We start from the raw sequence: 26,666 nt of genomic DNA on the forward strand, positions 1-26,666 counted from the left end.
TCAATTTTTGGCAGTAATCTCAAAATTTTGAGTCCACATTCCAAAAACTAACCAATTCTAATTATTTTCTTGAGAAGAATAAAATCTTATTTAAATCCTCCGAAATAGACTTCTTTCATGAAAATTCGATTTCCAAAAACAGGATTTATTTCTACTTTTTCACGTACTTCCTGATAAATGGTTTCTCCGTTAAAATCCTCTATTTCGTAATTAATTTTATACGGGATTTTCCCTGAATTTAATGCTGCTGTTGGGCGGTAATCCCCATAAAGTCTTTTTTCAAAAAAGCTTTTATTTCCGTTGTCAAATTCTGTTTTTTCTGTCGAAACGATATTGTAATTTTCTTTATCAATAAAAACGTGATAATCTGTTTTAGGAATTGTTCTGTTTCCTGAACTTAAGGTTTTTTCAAAATAGTTCAAATGATAACACAATCTTCCTTCGTACATTTCATCTTGCAGAACTTCAAAATTATTCCACAAATCCAGTCTTAAATCTGTAAGGAAATTAATTAAATCAACATTCTTAGATAAATTGTTGTAATCGTAAGTTGTTGATTTTGCCCATTTGGCATTTAAACCGCTTTCGCGATCGTCATGACTCCAGGCTTCGGCACCATTTACAATTTCATAATAGGTTTCGGGCATTTTTTTCTTCAAAAGATAATTTGTGCTTGTTGCCCATTTTTCTTCTGTTTGAGGTATGTTATTTCCTTCTATTGAAAGTTTAGAAAAATAATGTGCTTTTTCTACTTTTTTCAAAGCCTGGCTTCCGCCTAAATTATCTACTACTTTTGCTAGTAAATTTGTATTTGACTGATATGGAATAGAATCCAAAAGATTAAATCTTTGGTTTTTTGCTTTTTCTAAATAAGCTTCACGACGTGCTTTTTCACTTTCCCATTCGGCATCTTGCTGTTGAATTTTTTCAAAAAAGGCTAATCTTTTTTCTTCTTTTTCTTCTGCAATTTTAAGCCCTAATTTTTGAAGATCGGCAAAACGTGTGGTGTGGCTTCTTATTTTTTTATCGACAAAAAAACCTCTATTTACACTTTTTACGATAGCAGTTCCTCTGGAATCCTGTTTGTCATTCTCAATAAGTAAATTGGCGTACAATAATGCTTTCTCTTTATTTTCAAGTAAAAAATACGTTTCGGCTAAATTGTTGGTTACTATAAATCTAATGTTTTCGTTTGCGGGCGAAGGCGGATATTTTACTAATAAACTTTCCAGATATTGCAAATGCGGTAATAACAGTTTTTCGTCTAAACCTTTTTCTAAAGTTACTTTAGCCATTTGAGCTGTGATTTCGTTCTCAAATGCCAGCATCTGGTTGTATTCTGAATGTCCTTTAGATGTTACAAATTCAAACTTGACTTTATCTTCGCCTGTTTTGTACCTTAATGTGTAGTTAAGATATCTTTGTATTGCTTCAACAGAACTGTAAATTACCCGGTCTAATCCTAATTCTGCAACTGTATAATTATCATCTTTCTCTGCTTCTGCAAGTTTTTTATTATTCATGTCGACAGCAGCTCTCAAATTGTCTTTTTTAGAACCAAAGGCAAGTAAATAGGATTCAACAGTATTAAAATCCTGAGTTAATAAAAGTTTATCTGCACACTTCGCTTCAACTTTTATTTTTACACTATAATTAGAAAAGGCCTGAAATACCCAGCCATTTTTTTCTTTATCAAATATACTGTCAATTTTTGTTGCTTTATATTGCGGCAATTCAATGGTTAAATAAATTTTTAGTTTTCCGTTTGCAGGATCTTTTATAAAGCCTTCTATATTAAAGAACTTTTTCTTCAATATTGGCTCTTCTTGTATCAACTGCTTATCCATTTGATAAAAAGTAGTCTGTGTTAACACATTATCCAGAACAGGAAATTCTGAATACTTAATTACGGGTATATAAAATTTCTTCTTTTTTGAGCTTATTTTTTCTTGTGCCTGAATTGAGCCAATTACAAGCAAAGTAAGTAAGAGTATTATTTTTTTCATAGGCAAAAAAAAAGCCACCAGAAATAAATCCTGATGGCTTTGGGTTTTTATTTTTCTTATTTTTTATTAAAGATCTGAATAGATTTATCTGAAACATAAAAAATGTTTTGTGTTGCAGGATCTACTTCATAAATTGGTTTGTTATTGTTGAAAATAATTTTATCAACTTCAAGACCGTCAACTTTACTCACTTTTACAAGGATTTTTTCTCCAGTTTCTGCTTTTGCAAAAATATAAGAGTAGTCTCTGTTTTGTTTCATTGCATTAAAACGAGAGTTAAATTTAGCCGCTACTATACCTAAAGCCGCTGATCCAGCTGCATAAGTTTTTGCCTGATCCTTATTTGTCTGATCTCCTTTTGCAACTACTGTTCTCATGTTACCGTCCGTATCACGATATGTCATGGTCAAATCAGCACCTTTAACTGAACTTACTCCAGAACCAACACCTAAACCAATGCTTCCAACAATAGCAGCACTTTTAATAAGACGTCTTGTTCCTTCTCCAGGCTGTGAATAAGTAAGGTGGTATTTAACTGTACCATCCATATTAACACCCATAACTTCAAGTGGTCCTGAAAGCACAACTCCCCAAGGGAATAATTCGATGCTATTTAATTCTTTTTCTTTTTTGATGTTTACTTTAGCAAATGGCTCTGGTTTGTCGCTAATGCTTGGATCAAATTTGTATAATTTCTCGTCATTATATACTAAGTAAGAATTTGTAGCTTCGTCATAAGTAGGCAAAACCGGACGGTCTTTGTCAAACGAGATATTACGTTTCCAAAGCTTAACGCCTGTTTTATAATCTACCATGTTTCCGTAAGTTCCTGTAAGGTACATTACTTTCTCACCAACTTTTCCTAAGTAATAAATTGGGTCTTCTTTATCATCAGAGATTTCGATGAATTTTTTCCAAAGTTTTTCTCCGTCTTTGTTGATCAACATCATTTCGTTTTCTGCAACGTATAAGAAATCCTGATCGATAGGGATTACTCTTTTCAATCCGTCTCCACGAGCATCTTTTTTCCAGATTTTTTCTCCTGTTTTTAAATCAAAAAAGTTAAATCCGCTGTAATGTGCCACTAATATTTTTGTTCCCCAATCTTCCAGATAAACAACTCTTTTTGTTTTGATAGATTCTTTCCAGATACTTTTTCCTGTTTCTGTATTCAATACATTCAAATATTGTTTATTCGAAAAAGTTCCGGTGTTATTCACTACAACAATATTTTTATCATTTTGAGTTAAAAAGAATTTAGAATAATCTTCTTCTCCTTTCCAGTTTAACTTTCCTGTCGCTCTGTCAAAAGAATATAATTTTCCGTACAGTAAATAGTAAATTACTGATCCGTGTACTGTAGCAACGTTTGTGTTTACAGATTCTTTTAAAGAAAAGCTAAATAATGATTTTGCTTTGTCTACAGTAGTAGTCCATTTTAATTCGCCAGTCGTCATATCCAATAATGCAATTGCCATGTCGCCATCTTTTTTCAAAGTAAGCAAATACTCATTTGTTTCAGGAATAAAATCTGATTGTGTTACCCAAAAAGATTCTTTTGATGAATTGTAAACCACTTTTCCAGTATCAGTATTAATGATAAGGTATTTACTATTGATGTAAGCTTCAACATAAGGACTTCCGGCAACGTTTGTTAAAGTGCTTTTATCATCAAAAAGTTTTGTAAGATCTGTGTCAGCTATCATATCTACTGCTGATTTACCTCCAAAATCCTCTTTGGTCAAAGTCCAAACCACTTTTTTAGTTTCAGGATCTAAACCTTTTACAGTTCCGCCTTCTTTAAAAACAACGATTCCTGTAATTCCGTTTTGTACCAAATCTTGTACGGCATTCTCTGTGTTAACAATTTCGTCGTATTTCCTTTGAGAAATGGCCGAAACGCTGACTAATAAAAGCAAAATAATCGAAAAAGTAATTTTCTTCATAGTGATTGATTCGTTAAAAAATTAATATTTGTTTGAGGCTTATCATTCGCGAATTAACTTATTAAAAGAAAAATTAAGATTTTTTTAATAAAAATTCGCTGCACAAATATATAAAAATAGGAATCAGTTTTAAGAAAATATTTCTTTCAAAACTTCTAGTGATTTTGGCTTCTTGAATCCTTCTAAATGAAAGCTGTAGTAATCAATTAATACCTTCAATAAAATTTGTCTTTCGACTACGTGAAAGATTTTTTCGGTATTATCAAACTTTAAATCGATTAGCTTTTTGAGCAGATTTGTTTCGTGTTCAGAAAGTACATTACCTTTATTGAAAAGTGTAAAAACACCATCATTCATTTCAAAATGTGGCAGATCTATTTCTGAGGTATCCGGATAAAAACCTAAGTATTTTGTGATTTCTAAAAGTAAAATCAAATGAAAATTAGAAATTTCATCATGATTATCAAGCCATGTCAAGGCGGTTTCTAAAAACAAAAAAAGGGATTCATTTTTTTCTTCTTCCTGAATAGAATAATGAAGTATTTCAGACAGAAACATGACCATTGTACTTTTTATAATATCAGTATGAATGGTTTGAAAAGGGATTCCGTTTTTTATCTCTTTGAAGTTTTCAAGCGTTCCTTTGTTTTTATGAACGGCTTCTATTTCTAAAATCGACAATGGCTGGAAATAAGCAATTTTCTGATTGGCTTTTCTATTGGAAAAAGCATCGCGCACAAAATAAGATTTCAGTCCGCTTGAAAGTGTAAAACATTTTACGATCAAGCTTTTTTCCTGAAATTTTAAAGATGAGATTACTATTGCTTTGGTTTTGACTTGCAACGAATTTTAGATTTTAGATTGTTGATTTTAGATTGAAGAAATCTAAATTAAAACTGAAAACTGTGACTGCGACTGAATACTATCGAATAATCATAACTTTCTTGACCTTTGTTTCGCCGCCGTCTTGTGCAGAAATAAAAACCATGTATACGCCAGAGGCTACTTTATATTTTCCAAAGGCTGTTGTGTCCCATTCTATAGTTCCGCCTTCAGAAGTTGTTTCGTAAACTAAGTTTCCTTCGATATCGGTGATTTTGATATTTGCTTTATCAATCAAACCGGCCACTTTCACGGTTCCGGAATAACTTGGTCGAACCGGATTTGGATATACATAAACGTTATTTAAATCTTCGTTTGCTCCGGTTGCAATTCCTTTAAAAGAAATCATTCCTTTATTGGTTGCTATAAAAACTTCTCCGGTTGCGCTGTTAATTTTAATATCGTTTATCGTATTACTTGGCAAAGGTGAATTATTAATTGTAAAATGATATTTGGTTTCCTGACCATTTGGCGAAACCATAAAAATACCAGAATCTGCTGTACCAATCCATTTATTGTTCGCGCCGTCAACAACAATCGAAGTAATAAACTGCTCGTACATTAATTCCTGAGCCAGATTATCTTCCAGAATAATGATTGGATTTGCTTTTAGCTGCGCTTCGGTCTGGAAATTTCCAACATTCGACAAAACTCTTAATCCTTTTGTAGTCCCTATCCAAAGCTGGTTTTTGGTATCGATTGCAACAGATCTTACATCTGCAATTGGTAAATTTCCTGCATCGGTACCAAAAGTCATTTTTTTGAACGTATTTGTACTTTCGTTAAATGCAATTACACCATCATTACTTGTAGAAATCCACTTGACATTATTTTTATCAATAACGATATTCGCATAACTTGTACTTTCGGCATTACTTAAAATTGTACTTGTGGAATAACTCTGCCATTGACCATCGGTTTTTAAAACTTTCAATCCGTTTTTAATTCGGCTGTTTGTTACCCATAAATTTCCTGTTCTGTCAAATGCAGTTCCGTTAATACGAACGTCAATATAATTTGGCCCTTCATAAGTCAAAGTTTCTAATCCGCTATTTTTTTCATTGAATAAAAAATTCGGAACATCATCTTCAATTCGCAATAATCCAGAGAAAAAAGAGCTTGCATAAACTTGTTTTTCGTTACTTGGGTTTACAATAACACGAGTAATTGACTTTGCATCATAAACTTCTGAATATGGGATATTTAACCATTTTGAGTTATTAAATTTACTTATACCATAACTATCTAAGTCATAAGGATTGTAATAAATATCATAATCTCCATATACTGCCCAAAGAACATTTGGTGTAACATCAAGTGAAAAAATATTATTTCGTGAAGGACCCGCCGGAGTATTGTTTTCGAAAGTTCCAATTCCCGAAAGTGCACCTGAAAATAATCCTTTTTCTTTTGTTCCGATGTAAATTATATCGCCAACTGCCGATGCACAAGAAAACGTCAGATTGATATCCGGAAGCTGCGTATTAACTATCGAACGAGTTAAAACCATTTGATTGTTATACACGTAAACCGAAGTTGAAGTTGTAACAAACAAATTGTGATTTACCGCTCGCATATCAACAGAAGGCTGCGGAAGCTGCGAGAAACTAACAAAAGTATTGGAATTATATCGATGAATATTTCCCGTTGAATTAATTGCAATAAGTTCTGAATCCAGTGTTGCAACACTTGTCCAATTTCCTGTGTTTACTACAGTCCACTGGCTAAAATCGATTAAATTTGGATTTGTAATATCTGCTCTTCTAATTCCGCTGGAAGTTGCAGCAAAAATAAATCCATTAAAAAAAGTGGTTTGTTTTACGCTGATTTCTGCACCATTATCTCCAATAAAATAAGTATCTCCAAATTGTGATGTCGTTAAATTAAACTGCACAATCCCGAAATCGCAGGAAACATACAATAATCCGTTATGTTCCATTAAATGGTTAATCTTTTTAAGACTTGCCGATAATTGTTTATTAATGATATCTACTTTTTTTATGATGCTTCCGTCTGTTTCATTAATGATAATCATCAAACCATTTTCGTAACCAACAATTGTTTTTTTGAAACTTTCACTATGATATACTGCAGAAATTGTCTGACCCGAAAGTCCGTCGACAGTTGTTATTGTTTTTATAGCATTTGAAGCTGCATTTTTAGAAAACAAGGCATTTTCTGAAGCAGTAAAAACCGTTGTAGAAGATTCTGAAATATCTTTTATTTCATTAAACGAAAAATAGCCTTCCCATGACAATTGGCCTTGCGCAAAGCCAAATTGAGATAGTACTAAAAATAAAACGTAAAGAAACTTTCTTGTCATTGTTTAAAAATATCGGATAGACAAATATACTACAAACGAAAGTATTTGATTTTTGTTCTTTAACTAAATAAAAAAATGCTCCCTATTTATCCTTAACAAGACAAATGAGAGCATTCTTCAATTGTAATTAATCTTACACTACACCCTGAGCAAGCATAGCATCGGCAACTTTAACAAATCCGGCAATGTTAGCTCCTTTTACGTAGTTTACATAACCATTTTCTTCTGCACCGTATTTTTTACATTGGTTGTGAATTCCAACCATGATATCTTTTAATCTTAAATCTACTTCTTCACTTGTCCAGTTTAAACGAATAGAGTTTTGTGTCATCTCTAATCCAGATGCTGCAACTCCACCAGCGTTTGCTGCTTTTCCTGGAGCAAAAAGTACTTTATTATCTAAGAAAAGTTTTATTGCATCTAAAGTAGAAGGCATATTAGCCGCTTCAGTCACACATAAAACGCCATTGTCAATTAATTTTTTAGCGTCGTCTCCGTTCAGCTCGTTTTGAGTAGCACATGGAATAGCGATATCAACTTTAACTTCCCAAGGGCTTTTCCCTTTATGGAAAATTGCATTTGGATATCTCTCTAAATATCTCTCTGCTCTGTTATCACCAGTTGCTCTCATTTCAACCATATAATCTATTTTTTCTCCAGAAATACCTTCTTCATCCAAAATATAACCATCAGGTCCCGAAATCGTAACTACTTTTCCTCCTAATTCATTCACTTTTAAAGCTACACCCCAGGCAACGTTTCCGAATCCTGAAATAGCAACTCTTTTCCCTTTAATTTCGTGACCAATTGTACGAAGCATTTGATCTGTAAAATAAACTACCCCATATCCAGTAGCTTCAGGTCTGATTAATGAACCACCGTAAGCAAGCCCTTTTCCGGTTAAAACTCCGGTAAATTCATTTCTGATTCTTTTATATTGACCAAATAAATAACCAATTTCTCTGGCACCAACTCCAATATCTCCTGCAGGAACGTCTAAGTCAGGACCAATATGACGGCATAATTCAGTCATAAATGATTGACAGAAACGCATGATTTCTGCATCCGATTTTCCTTCCGGATCAAAATCAGATCCTCCTTTACCTCCACCCATTGGAAGTGTTGTTAAACTATTTTTGAAAACCTGCTCAAAAGCCAAAAATTTTAAAACTGATAGGTTTACAGTGTGATGAAATCTGATTCCGCCTTTATATGGTCCAATCGCTGAGTTCATTTGAATTCTAAAACCTCTGTTTACGATTATTTCTCCTTTGTCGTCAACCCACGGAACTCTGAAAATTATAGATCTTTCTGGTTCAGCAATTCTAAGAAGTAAATTTTTACCGTCGTATTTTTTTCTTTCTGCGATAAATGGAATTACCGTTTCTGCAAATTCCCTAACGGCTTGAAGAAATTCTGGCTCGTTTGGATTTTTTGACTCCACAAGAGCCATAAATTCATTTATTTTTTGTTCCATTTTATAATAAATTATTCAAATAATAGTTTTAAACTTAATCAATTACATAAGAAAATACGTTTTAAGAAAACGTTTTCGTTATAACATACAAAGATATAGCAAAATCAACATGATTTGTTATTTTTTTTTGTTTTTAGAGAAGAATTGTGTATTTTTTAAACAATCTTAAAAATACAATTTTACACCTCCGATTTTACAGCAATTTACCACCTTTAAAGTCAGAAAATTAAGTGTTTTGTTATTAAATTTTTAATAGAAGTATATATTATTTTGATTCGACTATGTTTTTTTTATATTTGCCAATATTTTGAAAGCCCCAAGAGATGTTTAAACACCTATATTTCACAATTTTCGCCCTATTTGGCATTACCACTATTGCCAATGCTCAGTCTAATCTGGCACAAGAAGTAGGAATTATTTTCGGCCCTGTAGCATTTCAGTCCGATTTTGGAGAAAGACATAATTTCGATACCAATGTGGGAAACACCGGTTTTGGTGTAGGAATTGTTCACTTTATTAACTTTTCTGCAAATAACAACAGAGAAAGTTTCTTCACAGAACATTTTAAAGTTAGATCCGAATTATCTTTTAATACCACAACTCTTAACCATTTTGGCGGTTATATTGAAACTGCAAAAAACAAATTGGCTGTTGCGCAATTAAAAGCAATGAGTGGTAAATCTACTTTATTAAATCTTGGAGCTCAGTTAGAATTTTCTCCATTTATGAAAATTCACGATTTCGAAAATACTGCAGGCGGTTTTAGCCCGTATTTTAGTGTCGGATTCCTGGCAACTTATTATACTTCGAAAGTAAGCTCAACAATGGGCGAATTAGGACTTCCGTCAACAACTTTCCCTAAATATTTAACTCCTTCAGATGGTCATCAATATGGTTTTGCAAGTGAAAGCGGAGTAGCTTTAGCGGCAACAGCTGGTGTTGGATTCCACCTTAAATTAACTCAAATGAGCGATGTAATGTTTGAAACTCGTTTTCAGGCATTTAGTTCAGACTGGATTGATGGTTTAAACCCGAACAAAGATCTTTATGAAGAAAACAAGGCTAATGACTGGCAGGTTTGGTTTAATGTTGGATACATTTATTACTTAGAATTCTAAAGAAATTCCAAAATAAAAAAATTCCAAATTCCAAAATAGTTACAATTGGAATTTGGAATTTTTTTATTGATTTTTTTAAGACAATGCTTGCTCTAAATCTGCAATTAAATCTTCTGCATCTTCAATACCAACACTTAATCTTACTAAGTCATCAGTAATACCAACTTCTGCTCTTTTATCAGCAGGAATTGAAGCGTGTGTCATTAAAGCCGGGTGATTTGCAAGCGATTCTACTCCACCTAAAGATTCAGCCAGAGTAAATACTTTCAATTTCTCTAAAAATGCAATAGAATCTTCTTTTTTACCAGATTTGAATGTAAAAGAAACCATTCCGCCAAAAGCTTTCATTTGCTTCTTTGCAATTTCATGAAACGGATGATTTTCTAATCCAGGATAATAAACTGTATTTATTTTTGGATGCTTAGTTAAATACTCTACTACTTTTTCTCCATTTTCACAATGTCTCTGCACTCTTAATGCTAAAGTTTTAATTCCTCTTAAAACTAAAAAACTGTCCATTGGCCCTAAAGTTGCTCCAGTAGCAAATTGCTGAAAATGTAATTGTTCTCCTAAAGCTGCATCTTTTACAATTAAAGCTCCAGCAATAACATCAGAATGTCCGCCTAAATATTTTGTAGCGGAGTGCATAACGATATCAGCGCCTAAATCAAGAGGTTTTTGTAAATATGGCGTTGCAAAAGTATTATCTACAGCAAACCAAATTTTATGTTCTTTTGTGATTTTTGCCACTTCTGCAATATCAGCTAGTTTCATTAACGGATTTGTTGGTGTTTCTACCCAAACCAATTTTGTATTTTCATTGATTAATGATTTCAATTTTGCAATATCCGTCATATCAACAAAATGGAATTTTATTCCTGAATCTTTATAAATTCTTGAAAACATACGGTAAGTTCCTCCGTATAAATCATCCATTGCAATAACTTCGTCACCTGCTTTAAATGATCTTAAAATACAATCTGTAGCGGCTAAACCAGAAGAAAAAGCCAGTCCTCGTGTACCATTTTCAATACTTGCTAAAGCCTCTTCAAGAGCTGTACGAGTTGGGTTTGATGCGCGGCTGTATTCATAATCTGCCAAAGGTTTTCCCGGACTTGTCTGAATAAAAGTTGACGTTTGATACACCGGCGGCATAACCGCTCCTGTACTTGGATCATGATGCTGGCCACCATGTATTACTTTTGTATTGAATTTCATATAGTTATAAATTTTAAATCCATAATTGTCGCACAAATTTACCGCTTAATTTATTTTATCCTGATACAACTTCTTACCTTTGTAGATAATTAACACTTTTTGATATGAAAAATTACATATTTATAATCTTTTTGTGTTTGATTTTTACGAGTTGCAAAAAAGAGCTTTCATTTGAAAATGAAACATTTGAAGAAAAATCTACTATTCCGTGCAAAAATGATTGCCCGAAAATCACAATAGAAGTCCCAATTGCTAAAAATAAAAAGATCATCGCTGACAGTATTAATAAAAAAGTTTTCAATGTAATAAAAGAAATCATCTATTTCGGCGAAGACTCAACAAAGGTCAACGATTATAAATCATTGTCAAAATCTTTTATTGCTTCTTACGAAGAAATGCATAAAAAATTCCCGCACGATACTTTTGGCTGGGAAGGAAAAATAACGGGAAATGTCGAATTTGAATCTGAGCAGATTTTAAACATCAAAATAGATCATTATACTTTTACGGGCGGCGCACATGGCTACCAAGGTTTCAGGTCTTTATTATTTAACCAAAAAACCGGAAAAGTCATTTTTAACGATCAATTGTTTAAGAATGAAAAAGAGTTTAAGGCTTTCGCCGAAAAAGAATTCAGACTTAAATATCAAATTCCCGAAAATGCCAACATAAACGCAACAGGTTTAATGTTCGAAAATGATAAATTTCAATTGCCTCAGAATATTTTCTATACTTCTACAGGTTTACTTCTTTATTACAATTCATACGAAGCCGCATCTTACGCCGACGGCCCAAAAGAAATTGTATTTCCGTATGATAAAGTGAGTAAATATTTGAAATTTCAATAAGAAAAACTTTGGGTTAGACGCACTGCAGTGCGTCTCTACGTGTAAATATCTACAGAAAAAAACCTTAGAATCTTAGCAACTTAGAAACTTTACTGAACATCATATTTCATTTTACGCAAAATTCTCAATGCCTCTTTAAATGAAGAATAAATATGTTTATAAGGTTTTAAAAGCAGTTTGGCATCGATTAATTTTTGTTTGGCATCCTCAAAACCATTCAAATGACAGATCATAAAAGTAGAAGGCAGATTTTCCAAATCTTTCATTTCACGCTCAGATAATGCGATTTCTTTTTGAAGTTTATTTAACAATGCCATATTTGAGTTATAAATATGGTATAACATTTTCCGATTAAATTCAGGTGGCTGAAAAAGCATTTTACGGTCAATTTTATAATAACCATTATCAAAAAAGTGGATGGTTTGTTCTTCAAGCGGGTAATAACTTGTTTTATCATTTAATCCAAGCGGAACATATTCTGTAATTGTAAAAGTATCATCATCAAAGAAAATTGTAACCACATCCTGCGCCGAATAAAAAAGTTTAACCTGCTCATTAATTAACTCAATATCTACGCGGGATAAAAAGGTTTTATCTCTTGATTTTTTTGGAACTCCCGCCCAGCAAATCACAAACAATTCTTTAAAGACATTGTATTTTGGCGACATATCTTTATGTCTGAAATTCATAAAGTCAATTACGCCGTCCAGTGTATATTGAATGCTGTTTCGGGAACTATTTTCGATTCCAATTACTGTTTCTGTATTCTGATTATTTTTTTCGACTTCTTCATGTTCTTCCACAGGAATGGAATTACTGCCGCGTCTTATAAAAACACTATTGGCAAGAATGGTATGAATTCCTTTTTTAAAATAGGAAATTTTGCTTTTAGGCTTTATCGTAACCAAACCAATTACTTTATCTTTTGGAAGATTTGGAAATGGTACGTTTTCGTATTGAATTTTTGGAGGATTTTCTAAAAATGCATTAACGAGATTCTGAATTCGGCTGTCATCGAAGAAATCGTCGCCTACAATTTCGTTATCCTGATCTTCTACTCCAACAACGATATAAGAATTATTCGCCGGATTTGAATTGGAGAGTGCGCAAATGTGTTTTAAAAACTTTCCTTTGCCTTCTCGCGAATGTAGATTCAACTGCCTTTTTTTGTCATAAAAACTGCTCTCGTCATTGTGAGCAAGTAAATTCTTTATCAAAAGGCGTTTATTAATCATAGTCTAAGTTTTTTTGCCACTAATTGCACTAATTTACACTAATTAAAACTTGTAATCACTTTACTTTCAATTCTATTACTTTAAACGTAAAAAAGACGCACTGCCGTGCGTCTTTACAATAAAATTTTATCAAATATTTTTCTTGACAATCGTTGATGATGCCTGCGCGGTACTCATCACGACTAAATCAGCGATATTGACATGATATGGTCTTGAAACTACAAAATGAATAATATCTGCAATATCTTCTGCCTGAAGAGGATCAAATCCTTTATATACATTTGAAGCTCTTTCTGTATCTCCTTTAAAACGTACTTCACTGAATTCTGTTGCTACCATTCCGGGATGAATTGCTCCAACTCTAATTCCGAATGGATTTAAATCGATTCGCATTCCGGCTGTAATAGCATCAACAGCATGTTTTGTTCCGCAATATACATTTCCGTTTGGATATACTTCTTTGGCCGCAGTTGAACCAATATTAATAATATGTCCGGAATTTTTAGCTGTCATTTTCGGAATTACCGCTTTTGAAACATATAAAAGTCCTTTTACATTAATATCAATCATCGCATCCCAATCGTCTAAATCTCCTGTTTGAATTGGATCTAAACCATGCGCATTTCCGGCATTATTGATCAAAACATCAATATCTGAAAATGCATCTGGCAAATCACCAATTTTTTCCAAAACATCATTTTTATCACGAACATCGAAAGAAAGCGAATGAACTTCGGTAAATGCCGAAAGTTCTTTTTCCAATTCTTCTAAACGATCTTTACGTCTTCCACAAAGAATAATTTTATAATTGTTTTTAGCTAGAATCTGAGCCGTAGCTTTTCCTATTCCGCTTGTAGCACCAGTAATTAAAACTGTTTTTTTCATTCTATATTTTTTGTTTTTTTTTGCCCACGGATTTTACTGATTAAACTGATTTACACTGTAATTTTTTTAAATCTGTAAAATCTGTGGGCTAATATTTTTATTTAAGCAACATCGTCACCCATGCTTTCAGTCCAGATCGCAAACCAGTCTTCTTTATCCATTTCTAATTCAACGGCTTTCGCTAAAGATTGAATTCTGGCAACGTTAACTGTTCCTGCAATTGGAATAACTGCTGCCGGGTGTTTTAAAATCCAGGCCAATAAAAGTGTATCTGCTCCAAGATGATATTTTTCAAGCAAAGTCGAGAATAACTTTTTCAAACGACGTGTTTTTTTGGTGTCTTCTCTAAAAACAGTTCCAAGCGGATTCCATGACAATGGGCGAATTCCATGTGTCTGCATATAATCAAGACTTCCGTCAACCATTGGTTCAAAATGAGTTGCAGAAAATTGTACCTGATTATAGCTTACTTCTGTTTTCTGACGAATTAACTCGGTTTGAGAACTTGTAAAATTAGAAAGCCCGAAATCTAAAATTTTTCCTTCTCCTTTTAATTTTTCAACCGCTTCTGCAATTTCATCTGCCTGCATTAACGGACTTGGCCTGTGCAGTAAAAATACATCAACGTAATCTGTTTTCAGTTTCTTTAAAGATTCTTCAACAGACCAAATGATATACTCTTTAGAATAATCGTAATGTTTGATTTTGTTATTACGGCTTTCTGTTACAAGCTGAATTCCGCACTTTGTAATTAATTGTAATTTTTCGCGCGAAATTTTACTAGCTTTGAATGCTTTTCCAAAATCGGCTTCGGTGGTATAATCTCCGTAAATATCGGCGTGATCAAAAGTTGTGATTTTGTTTTCGATACAAATTTGTATCATGTTTTCCATTTCTTTTGGTGAAAGGTTTTTATCCCAAACACCCCAATTCATAGTGCCCGAAATTATAGGCGATAATGCTGTTTTGCTCATGGTTATATTGAGTTATTTTTGCTAATAAATATGCTTTTACAAAACATAATCACCAAAGTTCTTAAAAATATAAAAATAGATTCACAATTCGTCCTTAAAATTAGGTGATTGGTCGAAGTTTTAACCATTCTTTAACATCTTACTTCTTAAAAAATATTCAATTTGCACTCTCAAAAATTAGGCGTAAAAATCAAGGTTTTAAAAATATTTATATGGAAGAAAATACAACGACTTTAGACATTAGAGCGATAAATGAAAAAATTGAGAGAGAAAGTGCTTTTATAGACCTTCTTACAATGGAAATGAACAAAGTTATTGTGGGCCAGAAACATATGGTCGAGCGTCTGTTAATTGGTCTTTTGGGTCAGGGACATATTTTACTTGAAGGAGTTCCTGGTTTAGCAAAAACTTTGGCCATTAATACTTTGTCACAAGCGGTTCAGGGTTCTTTCAGCCGTATCCAGTTTACGCCGGATTTACTTCCTGCCGATGTTATCGGAACCATGATTTACAACATTAAAGCAAACGAATTCTCTATTAAAAAAGGACCAATTTTTGCCAACTTCGTACTTGCCGATGAGATTAACCGTGCCCCGGCAAAGGTTCAGTCTGCACTTTTAGAGGCGATGCAGGAAAAACAAGTTACAATTGGTGATACCACTTTCAAACTAGATCGTCCGTTTTTAGTTTTAGCAACTCAAAACCCGGTTGAACAAGAAGGAACATACCAGCTTCCTGAAGCACAGGTTGACCGTTTCATGTTGAAAACTGTAATTGATTATCCAAAAATTGATGAAGAACGTTTTGTAATTCGTCAAAACTTAAAAGGAAGCTACGAAAAAGTAAATGCTGTAGTTTCTGTAGAACAAATTTTACGTGCGCAAGAAGCGGTTCGTGAAGTTTATATGGATGAAAAAATTGAAAAATATATTCTGGATATCATTTTTGCTACTCGTTACCCAGAGAAATATAAATTAGCCGACTTAAAACCACTTATCAGTTTTGGAGCATCTCCACGTGGAAGTATCAACTTAGCAAACGCTGCTAAATGTTACGCTTTCATCAAACGTCGTGGTTATGTAATTCCAGAAGATGTTCGTGCAGTTGTGCATGATGTATTACGTCACAGAGTTGGAATCACATATGAGGCTGAAGCCGAAAACATTACTTCTGTAGACATTATCAACAAAATCGTAAACGAGATTGAAGTACCTTAAAAAAATTTTAGATTTTAGATTGCAAAATTTAGATTTAAATCTGCAATCTAAAAATAATCTAAAATCTAATATCTAAAATCTGCAATCCGAAAAATGGATACAAAAGAGCTTTTAAAAAAAGTACGGAAAATAGAAATCAAAACCAAAAGACTGAGCAATCATATCTTTTCGGGTGAATACCATTCTTCATTTAAAGGGCGCGGGATGACTTTCAGCGAGGTGCGCCAATACCAATATGGCGATGATATTCGTAACATCGATTGGAATGTAACCGCACGCTACAACGAAGCCCACGTAAAAGTTTTTGAAGAAGAAAGAGAATTAACCATGGTTTTAATGGTTGATATTTCGGGCTCTGAAGGTTTTGGTTCAAAAAGTCAGTTTAAAAAAGACATCGTAACAGAAATTGCTGCAACGATGGCTTTTTCGGCTACACAAAATAATGATAAGATTGGATTGATCTTATTTTCTGATAATGTCGAATTATACATTCCGCCAAAAAAAGGCCGTTCACACGTTTTGAGAATTATTCGTGAATTAATCGAATTTGAACCAAAAAGCCACAAAACAGATATCTCACAAGCCTTGAAATTTTTATCGGGAACACAGAAAAAGAAAGCGATTGTTTTTGTAATTTCTGATTTCATGTCTGAGAATTACGAACAGACTTTAAAAATTGCTTCTAAAAAACACGATATTACTGGTGTTCGCGTGTACGATATCCGTGAAGAAAAAATCCCAAATTTAGGAATGGTAACCATGCTTGACGCCGAAACGGGAAAAATTCAATTGGTAAATACAGGCTCAAAAACGGTGAGAATGAATTACGAAAAACATTATCAGGAACGCGTAAATTATTTCAAAGATATTTTTAGTAAATCCGGCGCCGGTGTTGTAAACACAAGAGTCGACGAAAATTATGTTACTAAGCTGTTAGGCTATTTCAAGTCTCGATAAATATAATTTTAGATTGTAGATTTTAAATTTTAGAATTTTTATCTGCTCTAATTATTCAAATAAAAAATCCGCTTAAATCTGTGTCATCCGTGTTCCAATTTTAAGCATTCATTTTAGACTAAAATCTGAAATCACAAATCAAATGAAATTAAAGTTTTACATATTTTTATTTTTGCTTTCTACGGCTGTTTTTGCTCAAAAACAAGTCGAAACCAGCATTGATACCACCAAAAATAAAATTGGCGCCGAGTTTAAGCTAACGCTGAAAACGGTTGTAAATGCTAATTCGAAAGTCGTTTTCCCTAAACTAAAAAGATTTGGCCCTTTAGAGGTTATTCAATCGTATCCTATCGATACGGTAAAGAAAAACGACACTTACGAATTAATCAAAAAATATGGATTAACTCAATTTGATTCAGGAAGATACGTGATTCCGAGTGTTCAAATTTTAATTGATAAAAAACCTTATTTCTCAGATTCTATTCGTGTTGAAGTCGCTAATGTAAAAGTCGATACATTACAGCAAAAAATGTATGATATCAAAGACATTACCGCTGCTGATGGCGGAATTGGCGATTGGTGGAAATACGTTTTGGCACTGGTTATTATTTTAGCAATTGGAGCCGGAATTTATTGGTACGTTAAAAAACATCAGAAGAAAAAAATCGAAGAAGAAGTTTATAAAACTCCTATTGAAAAAGCGACAAGCTTATTAAACAATTTAGAGTCAAAAGAACTTGTTCAAAAAGGAGAAATTAAAGAATATTATAGTGAACTGACGGATATTGCGCGTAACTATATCGAAGAAGCGATTCATATTCCAGCAATGGAAAGTACGACTTCTGAATTAATTCAGGCGATTAGAACAGCCTCGACTAAAAAGAAAATGACTTTAACGCCAGAAACGGTTGAGAATCTGGAACGTGTTTTACGTCAGGCCGATTTAGTAAAATTTGCGAAATCAAAACCGCTTGAATTTGAAATTACGGATGACAGAAATAAAATTCAGAAAGTAATTTTAACGCTTGACAATGCAATCCCAACAGAAGTTCCGGCTGAAGAAGAAGATCAATTGCTAAACGAAGCGCAAAGACAAAAACAAATTCAGCTTCAGTTAAAAAAACAAAGAAACAAACGAATTGCCATTACAGTAGGTTCTGTTTTGTTTTTATTATTAGCAACTACAACTTTCTTTATTGCAACAAAAGGTTTTACTTATGTAAAAGACAATATTATCGGGCATCCTACTAAAGAATTATTAGAAGGAGAATGGGTGAAAAGTGAATACGGAAATCCGGGCGTTATCATTGAAACTCCAAAAGTTTTAAAACGAATGGATGTACAAAAAGCACTTCCAAAAGAAACAATGGCATTGATTAAGGAAATGCAGCTTTTTGCATACGGAAGTATGATTGACAATTTTTATGTGGCAGTTTCAACTACCAAATTTAAAACTCCTACTGATATTGATTTATCTAAAGCTTTAGAAGGCGCTTTAAAAGTAATCGAGCTGCAAGGAGGTCAAAATATCATCGTTAAGCAAGAAGATTTTCAAACTAATCAAGGTATTCAGGGAATAAAAGGTTACGGAACAATGACTGTTTTAAATCCGGCAAATAAAACAAGTATAAAAGGTTATTATGAAATCCTGCTTTTTAAACAAGATCAGGGATTACAGCAAATAATCATTTTCCATGAAGAAGGCGATACGTATGCAAACGACATTACAACCCGAATTCTAAATTCTGTTGAACTTAAAAAAGCAAGTAACTAATGAATAATCAGATCACTTTTTTAAATCCGGAATTCTTTTGGTTGTTTCTGTTAATTCCAATCGCTATTGGCTGGTTTTTTTGGAAAAGAAATCAGCAGTCGGCTACATTAAAAATGAGTTCGACGGCAGGTTTTAAAAACAGCGAATCGTTATTGACCAAATTAAAGCCTAGTTTATATGTTTTCAGGATTATCGCTTTAAGTTCACTGATTATTGCTTTAGCAAGACCAAGAACAGTCGACATTAGCAATCAGACTAAAACGACAAAAGGAATTGATATTGTAATAGCAATTGACGTTTCTGGAAGTATGCTTGCAAAAGATTTAAAGCCAAACCGTATGGAAGCTTTAAAAAGAGTTGCTGCTGATTTCGTTGAAGAAAGACCAAATGACAGAGTTGGTTTAGTTTTATACGCTTCTGAAGCTTATACAAAAACACCTGTTACAAGTGACAAACCAATTATTCTTGAAGCTATAAAAGGAATTAAATATGATACCGTTTTACAAGATGGTACCGGAATTGGAATGGGTTTAGCAACGGCAGTAAATCGTCTTAAAGACAGTAAAGCAAAAAGCAGGGTTGTTATTTTAATGACAGATGGTGTTAATAATGCCGGGTTTATTGAGCCGGAAACTGCTGCTGATATTGCAAAACAATACGGAATAAAAGTATATACAATTGGTCTTGGTACAAATGGAATGGCGGAATCTCCATATGCTTATGCACCAAACGGCGGCTTTTTATTCAAAATGCAGAAAGTTGAAATTGATGAGCAGTTAATGAAAAATATTGCCCGCAAAACAGACGGAACATACTTTAGAGCAACAAGCAACGATAGATTAGCTGAAATATACAGTTCAATTAACAAATTAGAAACAACTGAAATTCAGGAATTAAAATTTTACGATTACGACGAAAAATACAGAGTTTTTGTTTTAATCGCAGCATTTTTATTATTGTTAGAAGTTGGTTTAAGAAATACAGTTTACAGAAGCTTTATTTAATATTTTAGTCGCAGTCACAGTTTTCAGTTTACAGCTGAAACTGCGACTGAAAACTGCGACTGAGAACTAGAATTAAAAAATGGAATTAGACGAAAAAAAATATTTATATCTTTTACTATTACTCCCAATTGTGGTGTGTATTTTCCTTTTCAATATGTATTGGAAAAGAAAAAAACAACGTGAATTTGGAGATTTAGACATGGTGAAAAAACTGAGTCCTGACCGATCTGTTTTTAAACCTGTTTTAAAATTATCGATTTTGCTTTTGGCATTGGCGTGTTTAATTATCGGTTTAGTAAATCCGAAGATTGGAACAAAAATGGAAACTGTAAAACGTGAAGGAATTGATATCGTTTTTGCTGTCGACGTTTCTAAAAGTATGCTTGCTGAAGATGTGGCACCAAGTCGTTTAGAAAAAAGTAAACAATTGGTTTCGCAGATTATAAACTCTTTGGGAAGCGACCGAATTGGTATCGTGGCTTATGCAGGAAGTGCATTCCCGGTTTTGCCAATTACATCTGATTATAGTGTTGCAAAAATGTTCCTGCAAAGCATGAATCCTGATATGGTTTCATCGCAAGGAACTTCTCTTGATGAAGCAATTAGATTATCAGCTAAATATTTTGACGAAAAAAGCAAAACAAGTAAACTTATAATTTTGATTTCTGATGGTGAAGATCATTCTGAAGGTGCTTCGGCGGCGGCAGAGGAAGCCAGTAAACTAGGAATCAAAATCATTACGATTGGTGTTGGAACAGAAAGAGGAGGAACAATTCCGTTAAGAGAAAATGGTATCGTTAAAAATTACCAAAAAGATCAAAACGGGCAAACTGTTATTACAAAACTAAATCAGGAAGGATTAAAAACCCTTGCAACTAAAGGAAAGTATGTTTACGGCGGAAATACGAAAGAGGTTTTGGAATTCATCAAAAACGAATTAAACAAGATTCAGAAAACAGAATTTGAATCGACACAAATGGCCGATTTTCAATCGCAGTTTCAATGGTTTATTGGTTTTGGACTCTTACTGCTATTTGTAGATATTTTCCTTTTAGAAAGAAAAACAAACTGGATTAAAGAGTTGAATTTATTCAACGAAAAGAAATAATAATGTTTAGCCACTAATTACAGGAATTTACACGAAAAAATAATTAGTGATAATTCGTGCAATTCGTGGCAAAATAAAAAACATAAAAAATTAGAATGAAAAATTTACTTCTTTATATTTTACTAACGCTTCCTTTTGCAGTTTCTGCTCAGGAAAAAGACAAGACATTGCCTGATGCCAATGAAGAATATAAGCAGAATAAATTTACTGACGCTGAAGCTAATTACAGGATTTCGGCTTCAAAATTTTCAAAGCGCGCTGCCGGTTCTTATAATTTAGGAAACTCGATTTACAGACAAAATCAGGCTTCTGAAGCAAAATACGCTTACGCGAATGCCATAAAAATTGCCAAAACAAGACCTGAAAAACACAAAGCTTTTCATAATCTTGGTAACGTTTTTATGAAAGAGAAAGATTATACGCAGGCCGTTGAAGCGTACAAAGAAGCTTTAAGAAACGATCCTACCGATGACGAAACGCGTTACAACTACGCTTACGCGAAACAGAAGCTAAAAGAAAATCCTCCTAAAAATAACGATAAGAACAAAGACAAAAATAAGGATAAGGACAAAGACAAGGATAAAAACAAAGATAAAGACAAGAACAAGGATAAAAACCAGGATAAGGACAAGGATAAAAAAGACGACAAAGGCGATAAGGACAAAGATAAAAATGACGGTAAAAATGATCCGAAGAAAGATGACAAGTCTGACAATAAAGGAGAACCTAAACCGCAGCCCGGAGGAATTTCAAAAGAACGTGTTCAGAATTTATTAGATGCTGTAAACAACGAAGAAAAGAAAATTCAAGACAAAGTAAACGCTCAAAAAATAAAAGGAAATCCTAAAAAACCAGAAAAAGACTGGTAGGATTTTAGGTTAATCGTTTATTTTTTAATCTGTTATTCGGCAAAACTGTAACAATAAAACAGTAAAAAAAACGATTAAACAAATTAACAATTAAACAGTTAAACAAAAACTGACTAACAATTAATGAAAAGATATTTAATTCTATTACTGCTCACTTTTCAAGGGCTTATGGCTCAAGTTCAATTTGAAGCCAGAGTAAGCAAAAACACGCTTGGACTTAACGAAAGACTCCGCATTGATTTCATTATGAATGTCGATGGCGATAATTTTGACCAGCCTGCATTTGAAGGATTTAAACTTGTAGCCGGACCAAGCCAGCAAATAAGCCAGTCTTGGGTAAACGGCCGAAGCTCTTTTCAAAAAATATATTCTTATATTCTTCAGCCTGAGAAAAAAGGAACGGTTATTATTAAACAGGCTGCCATAGAATATAACGGACAGGTTTATAAAACTTCTCCAATAAAAGTTACTGTAACCAATGCTGTTGCGCAGGAAAGAGATCCTAACGATCCAAGACAACAAGGCGGAGGCTCTGGAAACGAATTATTACAATTAGTTGCAGAGGTTTCTAAAACAACTCCTTATGTAAATGAACCAATAACAGTTGTTTACAAACTGTATTTTAATGAAATTGGTGTTACCGGATTTAGAGAAATTGCTAAACCAAAATACAATGATTTCTGGAATCAGAATATTGACATCACACGATTGGTAATGGAAGAAGGAAGTTACCAGGGCCAGAGATGTCATTATGTAATATTAAAGAAAGCTATTTTATATCCGCAAAAATCAGGCAGATTAACAATTGCACCATTTTCATTAGATATTGGAGTGCAATTGCCAACAAATCGCCGCGATATGTTTGGTCAGATGATTATTGCTGAAGATAATAAAGTAGTAACAACAGGAGCCCGAACTATAAGTGTAAGACCACTTCCTGAATCAGGAAAACCAGAAGGATTTACCGGTGCAGTTGGAAACTTTAGTTTTAAAGTTACACCGTCCAGAACAACGCTAAAAAGCGGTGAAGGTTTAGATTTGCTTGTGAGCGCTTCAGGTACAGGAAACATGAAATTGTTTACTTTGCCAAAACCTGTTGTACCAAATGCATTAGAAATGTACGATCCGGTTCACGATGAAAAAGTAACTACTTCATTGTCTGGAATGTCTGGAAAAATATCCGACAAATACACTATTATTCCGCAGTACAAAGGAAAATATGCGATCAAACCAATGACGTTTTCTTATTTTGATTTGAGTACAGGTTCTTATAAAACGATAACTTCTCCAGAAATTATGGTGGATGTTTTAGACGGCCCGACTTTAGCGGAAGCAAATCCTTCGACAGCGACTAAAAACGTAATTACTAAAACAGAACAATTCAAATATATTAAGTCAAAAACAACTTTAGCATCAATTGCTAAAGATGATTTTTACGGTTCAGATTTGTATTATGCTTTATTGTTTTTCCCTTTTGCCATTATTCCAATTATAATTTTGGTTAGAAAGAAAAAAGAAGCAATTGACAGCGACGTAACCGGAAACAGAATTAGAATGAACAATAAACTTGCGAAGAAATATTTATCGCAGGCTAAAAAACAGCTTAATAATAAAGAGGCGTTTTATATTGCTCTGGAAAAAGCGATGCACAATTTCTTAAAAGCTAAACTGCATATTGAAACATCAGAAATGAGTAAAGATAATATTCAGGAACTGCTTTTATCAAGAAATTCAAATCCTGAAACGGTTCAGAATTTCATTAATCTGACCGAAAACTGTGAATTTGCTCGTTACGCTCCGGCATCAAGCGCTTCTATTCAGCAGGATTATGACAAAGCTGTTTTGATTATTTCAGAATTAGAAAAACAGATCGTTTAATTTTTAACTTAAATTCAAACCCGACAGGTTTTTAAAACCTGTCGGGTTTAAAAAATTAATAATGAAAAATATATTATATCTCTTTTTACTAATCTCACAGGTTTTCTTTGCTCAAAGCAGCTTTGAAAAAGGAAATGCTTTGTACCAAAAGGGAGAATATCAGGAAGCTGTTCAGGTTTATGAAGATATTATTAAAGAAAACAAACAGCAATCGGCAGAGTTGTATTTTAATTTGGCAAACAGTTATTATAAACTGAATAAAGTTGCGCCTTCTATTTACAATTACGAAAAAGCTTTGGTATTAAAACCAAACGATCCTGAGACTTTAAACAACTTAAAATTTGCCAAAAAACTAACAATCGATGAAATCAAAGAAGTTCCGAAAGTTGGTTTTGCAAAACTAATCCAGAATTTTACAGGCATTTTCGATTATAATCAATGGGCAAAGATTTCTGTTGCCTTTGGTTTTGTGTTTTTGCTGAGTTTTATTGGGTATTATTTTTCACAGCTTACCATTACAAAAAGAATTTATTTCATTGGAATGTTTATTCTTTTAGTTGCTTTGATTTTAAGTGTTTTTGCTGGAATGTCTGAAAAAGACCATTTTGACAACGATCGTCCGGCAATTATTTTTTCTGAATTAAGCGAAGTTCGAAGCGAACCGCAAAAAGCGGGTTCAGCTATTATCCTGCTTCATGAAGGAGCAAAAGTTTATGTTCTGGAAACGGTTGGAAAATGGAAAAAAATCGAATTAACAGACGGAACTGAAGGCTGGATTGATGCTACTACAATTAAAGAAGTAAAATAAAATTTCAAATAAAAAATCCCAAATTCCAATGTTATGTTGGGATTTGGGATTTTACTTTTTTGGAATTTGATTTATCTATGTCGATCAACTTTGCGTAGACGCACTGCTGTGCGTCTCTACGATTTTGATTGTCGAAATATTCTTGTGCAAAATTTATTTAGAAACCTTTCTGTACAATCTATATCCACCCCAGCATATTGTAGAGACGCACAGCAGTGCGTCTACGTCCAGCATATCGACAACGGTGTGTTAGATACAATTAATTCCAAAAAATCTTTGTCGACAAACTTTGCGTAGACGCACTGCTGTGCGTCTCTACGGAATAAATTGTGCAAAAAAATCAAATAAAAAAATCCCAAATTCCAAGACAATAATTGGAATTTGGGATTTTTACTTTTCTTGGAATTTAAAATTAATTCACTGCATCCACTAATCGTACAAATTCTGCTCTGTATCCTTCATCATCATTTGCTAAACCAGATTTTGCTAGTTTTCTAATGTCTGAAGTTGACGAATTACTAATAAATTTAGAATCTCGCAATTTCAAACCAAACCAGGCAACTGCCGTTGTAAATTTAAAATCAGAAGAACTATTATCTAATGAAATTTTCCTGTTCGGAATTGTGTTTACGATTTCGATACTTTTATCACCATCAGGCTTTTTGTAACGGAATTTAATCGTTGCCAATTCATCGCTGTAATTTGATTCATCGGTTTTAACTTTAGTATACTTTAAATCAGATGGAACATAATCGCTTTCAACTCCGGTTGGAATAATTTCATAAAGGGCCGTTACCGTGTGTCCGCTTCCTAATTCTCCGGCATCGACAGCATCATTTTTAAAATCTTCGTCTTTTAATCTTCGGTTTTCATAGCCAATTAATCGGTATGCCTGAACATGTTTTGGATTAAACTCAATCTGTATTTTTACATCTTTTGCAATTGCAAACATCGAACCTTTAAATTCTTTTCCTAAAAAACGATTCGCTTCCTGAATATTATCGATATAAGCATAATTTCCGTTTCCTTTATCGGCAAGAATTTCCATTTTACTGTCTTTATAATTCCCCATTCCGAAACCTAAAACCGTTAGAAACACACCCGATTTTCTTTTCTCTTCAATCAGTTTTTCCATATCATCATCAGTCGATGCGCCAACATTAAAATCACCATCGGTTGCAATTACAGCTCTGTTGTTTCCTTCTTTAATGAAATTTTCCTGAGCTAATTTGTAGGCCAATTCAATTCCTTCGCCGCCGGCTGTGCTTCCACCCGCGCTTAGTTTATCAAAAGCATCCATAATTTCATCTTTTTCATCACCAGAAGTCGGTGATAAAACAACTCAGGCAGAACCTGCATAAACCACAATCGAAACTTTATCCTGCGGGCGCAGTTCTTTTACCAAAATTTTCATTGATTCTTTTAAAAGAGGAAGTTTATTGGCTTCATCCATAGAACCCGAAACATCAATTAAAAAAACAAGGTTTGAAGCAGGCAGATTTGTCATTGGAATATTTTTTCCCTGTAAACCTATTTTCAACAATAAAGAATTTTTATTCCACGGACTTTCGCTTACTTCGGTATTGATAGAAAACGGATTTTGTCCTTCTGGCTGCGGATATTTGTATTTAAAGAAGTTCATCATTTCTTCGATACGAACGGCATCTTTAGGAACAGGCTGGCCTTCGTTTATAAAACGGCGAATATTAGTGTAAGATGCATTATCAACATCTATGGAAAAAGTAGAAAGAGGAGCTTTTTGTGGAGACTCAAAAGGATTTTCTTCGAGTCCGGCGTAACTTTCAGTATTAGGATCTGAAATATTTTCTTCGGGAATTTCATCAGTCGTTGCGACAACAGTCGTGTCCATGTCCATTGTCTCTTCAGCTGCAGCGTCGTATTTTTTACAACTTAGTACAGTAAGTAAAAGGAATGCCAATAAATAAAATGGTTTATTTTTCATTTAAAATAAATTTTAGGAATTAATAATTTGATTTTTTCTTTCAAATAATAACTAGCATTCCGGATGTACTAAGAAAATTATCTGCAATTTCCGGCAATCCAAATTTGATGCCAAGATTCCTAAAAATTTATTGTGAAGAATTTCACCATATAAGTGATATAAGAAAATTTAAGTTT

19 protein-coding genes and 1 pseudogene are annotated in these 26,666 nt (G+C 33.4%); 10 read left to right on the plus strand and 10 right to left on the minus strand.

Features of this window, described 5'->3' with window-relative positions; genetic code table 11:
* Positions 1 to 86: 86 nt before the first annotated feature.
* The 5 genes from FLAPXU55_RS00230 to gdhA all read right to left on the minus strand — a co-directional run bounded on the left by FLAPXU55_RS00230 (position 87) and on the right by gdhA (position 8,634).
* Positions 87 to 2,006 (minus strand): hypothetical protein, encoded by a 1,920-nt coding sequence (locus FLAPXU55_RS00230; protein WP_180855901.1) that lies wholly within the window; start codon positions 2,004 to 2,006, stop codon positions 87 to 89.
* A 56-nt stretch (positions 2,007 to 2,062) separates the two neighbouring features.
* Positions 2,063 to 3,952, minus strand: coding sequence for an outer membrane protein assembly factor BamB family protein (locus tag FLAPXU55_RS00235; RefSeq protein WP_180855903.1), 1,890 nt, complete (start codon positions 3,950 to 3,952; stop codon positions 2,063 to 2,065).
* A gap of 129 nt (positions 3,953 to 4,081) precedes the next feature.
* Positions 4,082 to 4,795 carry a DNA repair protein RecO gene (recO, locus tag FLAPXU55_RS00240; RefSeq protein WP_180855905.1) on the minus strand — a complete coding sequence of 238 codons (714 nt, stop codon included), beginning with the start codon at positions 4,793 to 4,795 and terminating at the stop codon, positions 4,082 to 4,084.
* A 79-nt stretch (positions 4,796 to 4,874) separates the two neighbouring features.
* Complete coding sequence (gene porZ / locus FLAPXU55_RS00245) at positions 4,875 to 7,157, minus strand: type IX secretion system anionic LPS delivery protein PorZ (protein ID WP_180855907.1); 2,283 nt, start codon at positions 7,155 to 7,157, stop codon at positions 4,875 to 4,877.
* A 133-nt stretch (positions 7,158 to 7,290) separates the two neighbouring features.
* Positions 7,291 to 8,634 (minus strand): NADP-specific glutamate dehydrogenase, encoded by a 1,344-nt coding sequence (gdhA, locus tag FLAPXU55_RS00250; protein ID WP_053473359.1) that lies wholly within the window; start codon positions 8,632 to 8,634, stop codon positions 7,291 to 7,293.
* A gap of 323 nt (positions 8,635 to 8,957) precedes the next feature.
* On the opposite strand from gdhA, the gene FLAPXU55_RS00255 reads away from it, so the two are divergent.
* A complete protein-coding gene (locus FLAPXU55_RS00255) occupies positions 8,958 to 9,752 on the plus strand; it encodes a THC0290_0291 family protein (protein WP_053473360.1) in 795 nt (264 codons plus the stop codon).
* 75 nt (positions 9,753 to 9,827) lie between these two features.
* Here the strand turns inward: FLAPXU55_RS00255 and FLAPXU55_RS00260 are convergent, their stop codons facing one another.
* Positions 9,828 to 10,970, minus strand: coding sequence for a cystathionine gamma-synthase (locus FLAPXU55_RS00260; protein WP_073485612.1), 1,143 nt, complete (start codon positions 10,968 to 10,970; stop codon positions 9,828 to 9,830).
* A gap of 104 nt (positions 10,971 to 11,074) precedes the next feature.
* On the opposite strand from FLAPXU55_RS00260, the gene FLAPXU55_RS00265 reads away from it, so the two are divergent.
* Positions 11,075 to 11,818, plus strand: a complete 744-nt coding sequence (locus FLAPXU55_RS00265) for a DUF3298 and DUF4163 domain-containing protein (protein ID WP_180855909.1) — start codon at positions 11,075 to 11,077, stop codon at positions 11,816 to 11,818.
* Positions 11,819 to 11,907: 89 nt separating this feature from the next.
* Here the strand turns inward: FLAPXU55_RS00265 and FLAPXU55_RS00270 are convergent, their stop codons facing one another.
* The 3 genes from FLAPXU55_RS00270 to FLAPXU55_RS00280 form a co-directional block, all read right to left on the minus strand.
* On the minus strand, positions 11,908 to 13,053 hold the full coding sequence (locus FLAPXU55_RS00270; protein ID WP_180855911.1) for an ATP-binding protein: 1,146 nt from the start codon (positions 13,051 to 13,053) through the stop codon (positions 11,908 to 11,910).
* Between the two features lie 129 nt (positions 13,054 to 13,182).
* A complete protein-coding gene (locus tag FLAPXU55_RS00275) occupies positions 13,183 to 13,938 on the minus strand; it encodes an SDR family NAD(P)-dependent oxidoreductase (protein WP_180855913.1) in 756 nt (251 codons plus the stop codon).
* A gap of 101 nt (positions 13,939 to 14,039) precedes the next feature.
* A complete protein-coding gene (locus FLAPXU55_RS00280; protein ID WP_180855915.1) occupies positions 14,040 to 14,912 on the minus strand; it encodes an aldo/keto reductase in 873 nt (290 codons plus the stop codon).
* Positions 14,913 to 15,124: 212 nt separating this feature from the next.
* Here FLAPXU55_RS00280 and FLAPXU55_RS00285 point away from each other — a divergent pair, with 212 nt between their 5' ends.
* The 8 genes from FLAPXU55_RS00285 to FLAPXU55_RS00320 all read left to right on the plus strand — a co-directional run bounded on the left by FLAPXU55_RS00285 (position 15,125) and on the right by FLAPXU55_RS00320 (position 24,527).
* A complete protein-coding gene (locus FLAPXU55_RS00285; RefSeq protein ID WP_053473368.1) occupies positions 15,125 to 16,129 on the plus strand; it encodes an AAA family ATPase in 1,005 nt (334 codons plus the stop codon).
* Positions 16,130 to 16,222: 93 nt separating this feature from the next.
* Entirely contained in the window at positions 16,223 to 17,086 is an 864-nt protein-coding gene (locus tag FLAPXU55_RS00290) for a DUF58 domain-containing protein (RefSeq protein WP_180855917.1), read from the plus strand.
* Positions 17,087 to 17,228: 142 nt separating this feature from the next.
* Complete coding sequence (locus FLAPXU55_RS00295; RefSeq protein ID WP_180855919.1) at positions 17,229 to 18,860, plus strand: hypothetical protein; 1,632 nt, start codon at positions 17,229 to 17,231, stop codon at positions 18,858 to 18,860.
* Positions 18,860 to 19,864, plus strand: a complete 1,005-nt coding sequence (locus tag FLAPXU55_RS00300) for a vWA domain-containing protein (protein WP_180855921.1) — start codon at positions 18,860 to 18,862, stop codon at positions 19,862 to 19,864. The genes FLAPXU55_RS00295 and FLAPXU55_RS00300 overlap by 1 nt, the downstream gene beginning before the upstream one ends.
* A 79-nt stretch (positions 19,865 to 19,943) precedes the next feature.
* On the plus strand, positions 19,944 to 20,972 hold the full coding sequence (locus FLAPXU55_RS00305; protein WP_053473372.1) for a VWA domain-containing protein: 1,029 nt from the start codon (positions 19,944 to 19,946) through the stop codon (positions 20,970 to 20,972).
* A gap of 95 nt (positions 20,973 to 21,067) precedes the next feature.
* A complete protein-coding gene (locus FLAPXU55_RS00310) occupies positions 21,068 to 21,841 on the plus strand; it encodes a tetratricopeptide repeat protein (RefSeq protein ID WP_180855922.1) in 774 nt (257 codons plus the stop codon).
* A gap of 123 nt (positions 21,842 to 21,964) precedes the next feature.
* The gene (locus FLAPXU55_RS00315) at positions 21,965 to 23,719 is read left to right on the plus strand and encodes a BatD family protein (RefSeq protein ID WP_180855923.1); all 1,755 of its coding nucleotides are present in this window, start codon (positions 21,965 to 21,967) and stop codon (positions 23,717 to 23,719) included.
* Positions 23,720 to 23,780: 61 nt separating this feature from the next.
* A complete protein-coding gene (locus FLAPXU55_RS00320; RefSeq protein ID WP_180855924.1) occupies positions 23,781 to 24,527 on the plus strand; it encodes a tetratricopeptide repeat protein in 747 nt (248 codons plus the stop codon).
* Positions 24,528 to 24,939: 412 nt separating this feature from the next.
* Here the strand turns inward: FLAPXU55_RS00320 and FLAPXU55_RS00325 are convergent.
* Positions 24,940 to 26,340, minus strand: a pseudogene (locus FLAPXU55_RS00325) (vWA domain-containing protein); the annotation flags it as partial.
* Positions 26,341 to 26,666: the final 326 nt, after the last annotated feature.

The sequence above is a fragment of the Flavobacterium panici genome (assembly GCF_903819335.1).
In the GTDB taxonomy this organism is placed as follows: Bacteria; Bacteroidota; Bacteroidia; order Flavobacteriales; family Flavobacteriaceae; genus Flavobacterium; species Flavobacterium panici.

Coding starts and splice junctions, on each gene's coding strand:
- FLAPXU55_RS00230 (WP_180855901.1), bottom strand. CDS start 2,006: ATGAAAAAAATAATACTCTTACTTACTTTGCTTGTAATTGGCTCAATT.
- FLAPXU55_RS00235 (WP_180855903.1), bottom strand. CDS start 3,952: ATGAAGAAAATTACTTTTTCGATTATTTTGCTTTTATTAGTCAGCGTT.
- porZ (WP_180855907.1), bottom strand. CDS start 7,157: ATGACAAGAAAGTTTCTTTACGTTTTATTTTTAGTACTATCTCAATTT.
- gdhA (WP_053473359.1), bottom strand. CDS start 8,634: ATGGAACAAAAAATAAATGAATTTATGGCTCTTGTGGAGTCAAAAAAT.
- FLAPXU55_RS00255 (WP_053473360.1), top strand. CDS start 8,958: ATGTTTAAACACCTATATTTCACAATTTTCGCCCTATTTGGCATTACC.
- FLAPXU55_RS00260 (WP_073485612.1), bottom strand. CDS start 10,970: ATGAAATTCAATACAAAAGTAATACATGGTGGCCAGCATCATGATCCA.
- FLAPXU55_RS00265 (WP_180855909.1), top strand. CDS start 11,075: ATGAAAAATTACATATTTATAATCTTTTTGTGTTTGATTTTTACGAGT.
- FLAPXU55_RS00270 (WP_180855911.1), bottom strand. CDS start 13,053: ATGATTAATAAACGCCTTTTGATAAAGAATTTACTTGCTCACAATGAC.
- FLAPXU55_RS00275 (WP_180855913.1), bottom strand. CDS start 13,938: ATGAAAAAAACAGTTTTAATTACTGGTGCTACAAGCGGAATAGGAAAA.
- FLAPXU55_RS00280 (WP_180855915.1), bottom strand. CDS start 14,912: ATGAGCAAAACAGCATTATCGCCTATAATTTCGGGCACTATGAATTGG.
- FLAPXU55_RS00285 (WP_053473368.1), top strand. CDS start 15,125: ATGGAAGAAAATACAACGACTTTAGACATTAGAGCGATAAATGAAAAA.
- FLAPXU55_RS00290 (WP_180855917.1), top strand. CDS start 16,223: ATGGATACAAAAGAGCTTTTAAAAAAAGTACGGAAAATAGAAATCAAA.
- FLAPXU55_RS00295 (WP_180855919.1), top strand. CDS start 17,229: ATGAAATTAAAGTTTTACATATTTTTATTTTTGCTTTCTACGGCTGTT.
- FLAPXU55_RS00300 (WP_180855921.1), top strand. CDS start 18,860: ATGAATAATCAGATCACTTTTTTAAATCCGGAATTCTTTTGGTTGTTT.
- FLAPXU55_RS00305 (WP_053473372.1), top strand. CDS start 19,944: ATGGAATTAGACGAAAAAAAATATTTATATCTTTTACTATTACTCCCA.
- FLAPXU55_RS00310 (WP_180855922.1), top strand. CDS start 21,068: ATGAAAAATTTACTTCTTTATATTTTACTAACGCTTCCTTTTGCAGTT.
- FLAPXU55_RS00315 (WP_180855923.1), top strand. CDS start 21,965: ATGAAAAGATATTTAATTCTATTACTGCTCACTTTTCAAGGGCTTATG.
- FLAPXU55_RS00320 (WP_180855924.1), top strand. CDS start 23,781: ATGAAAAATATATTATATCTCTTTTTACTAATCTCACAGGTTTTCTTT.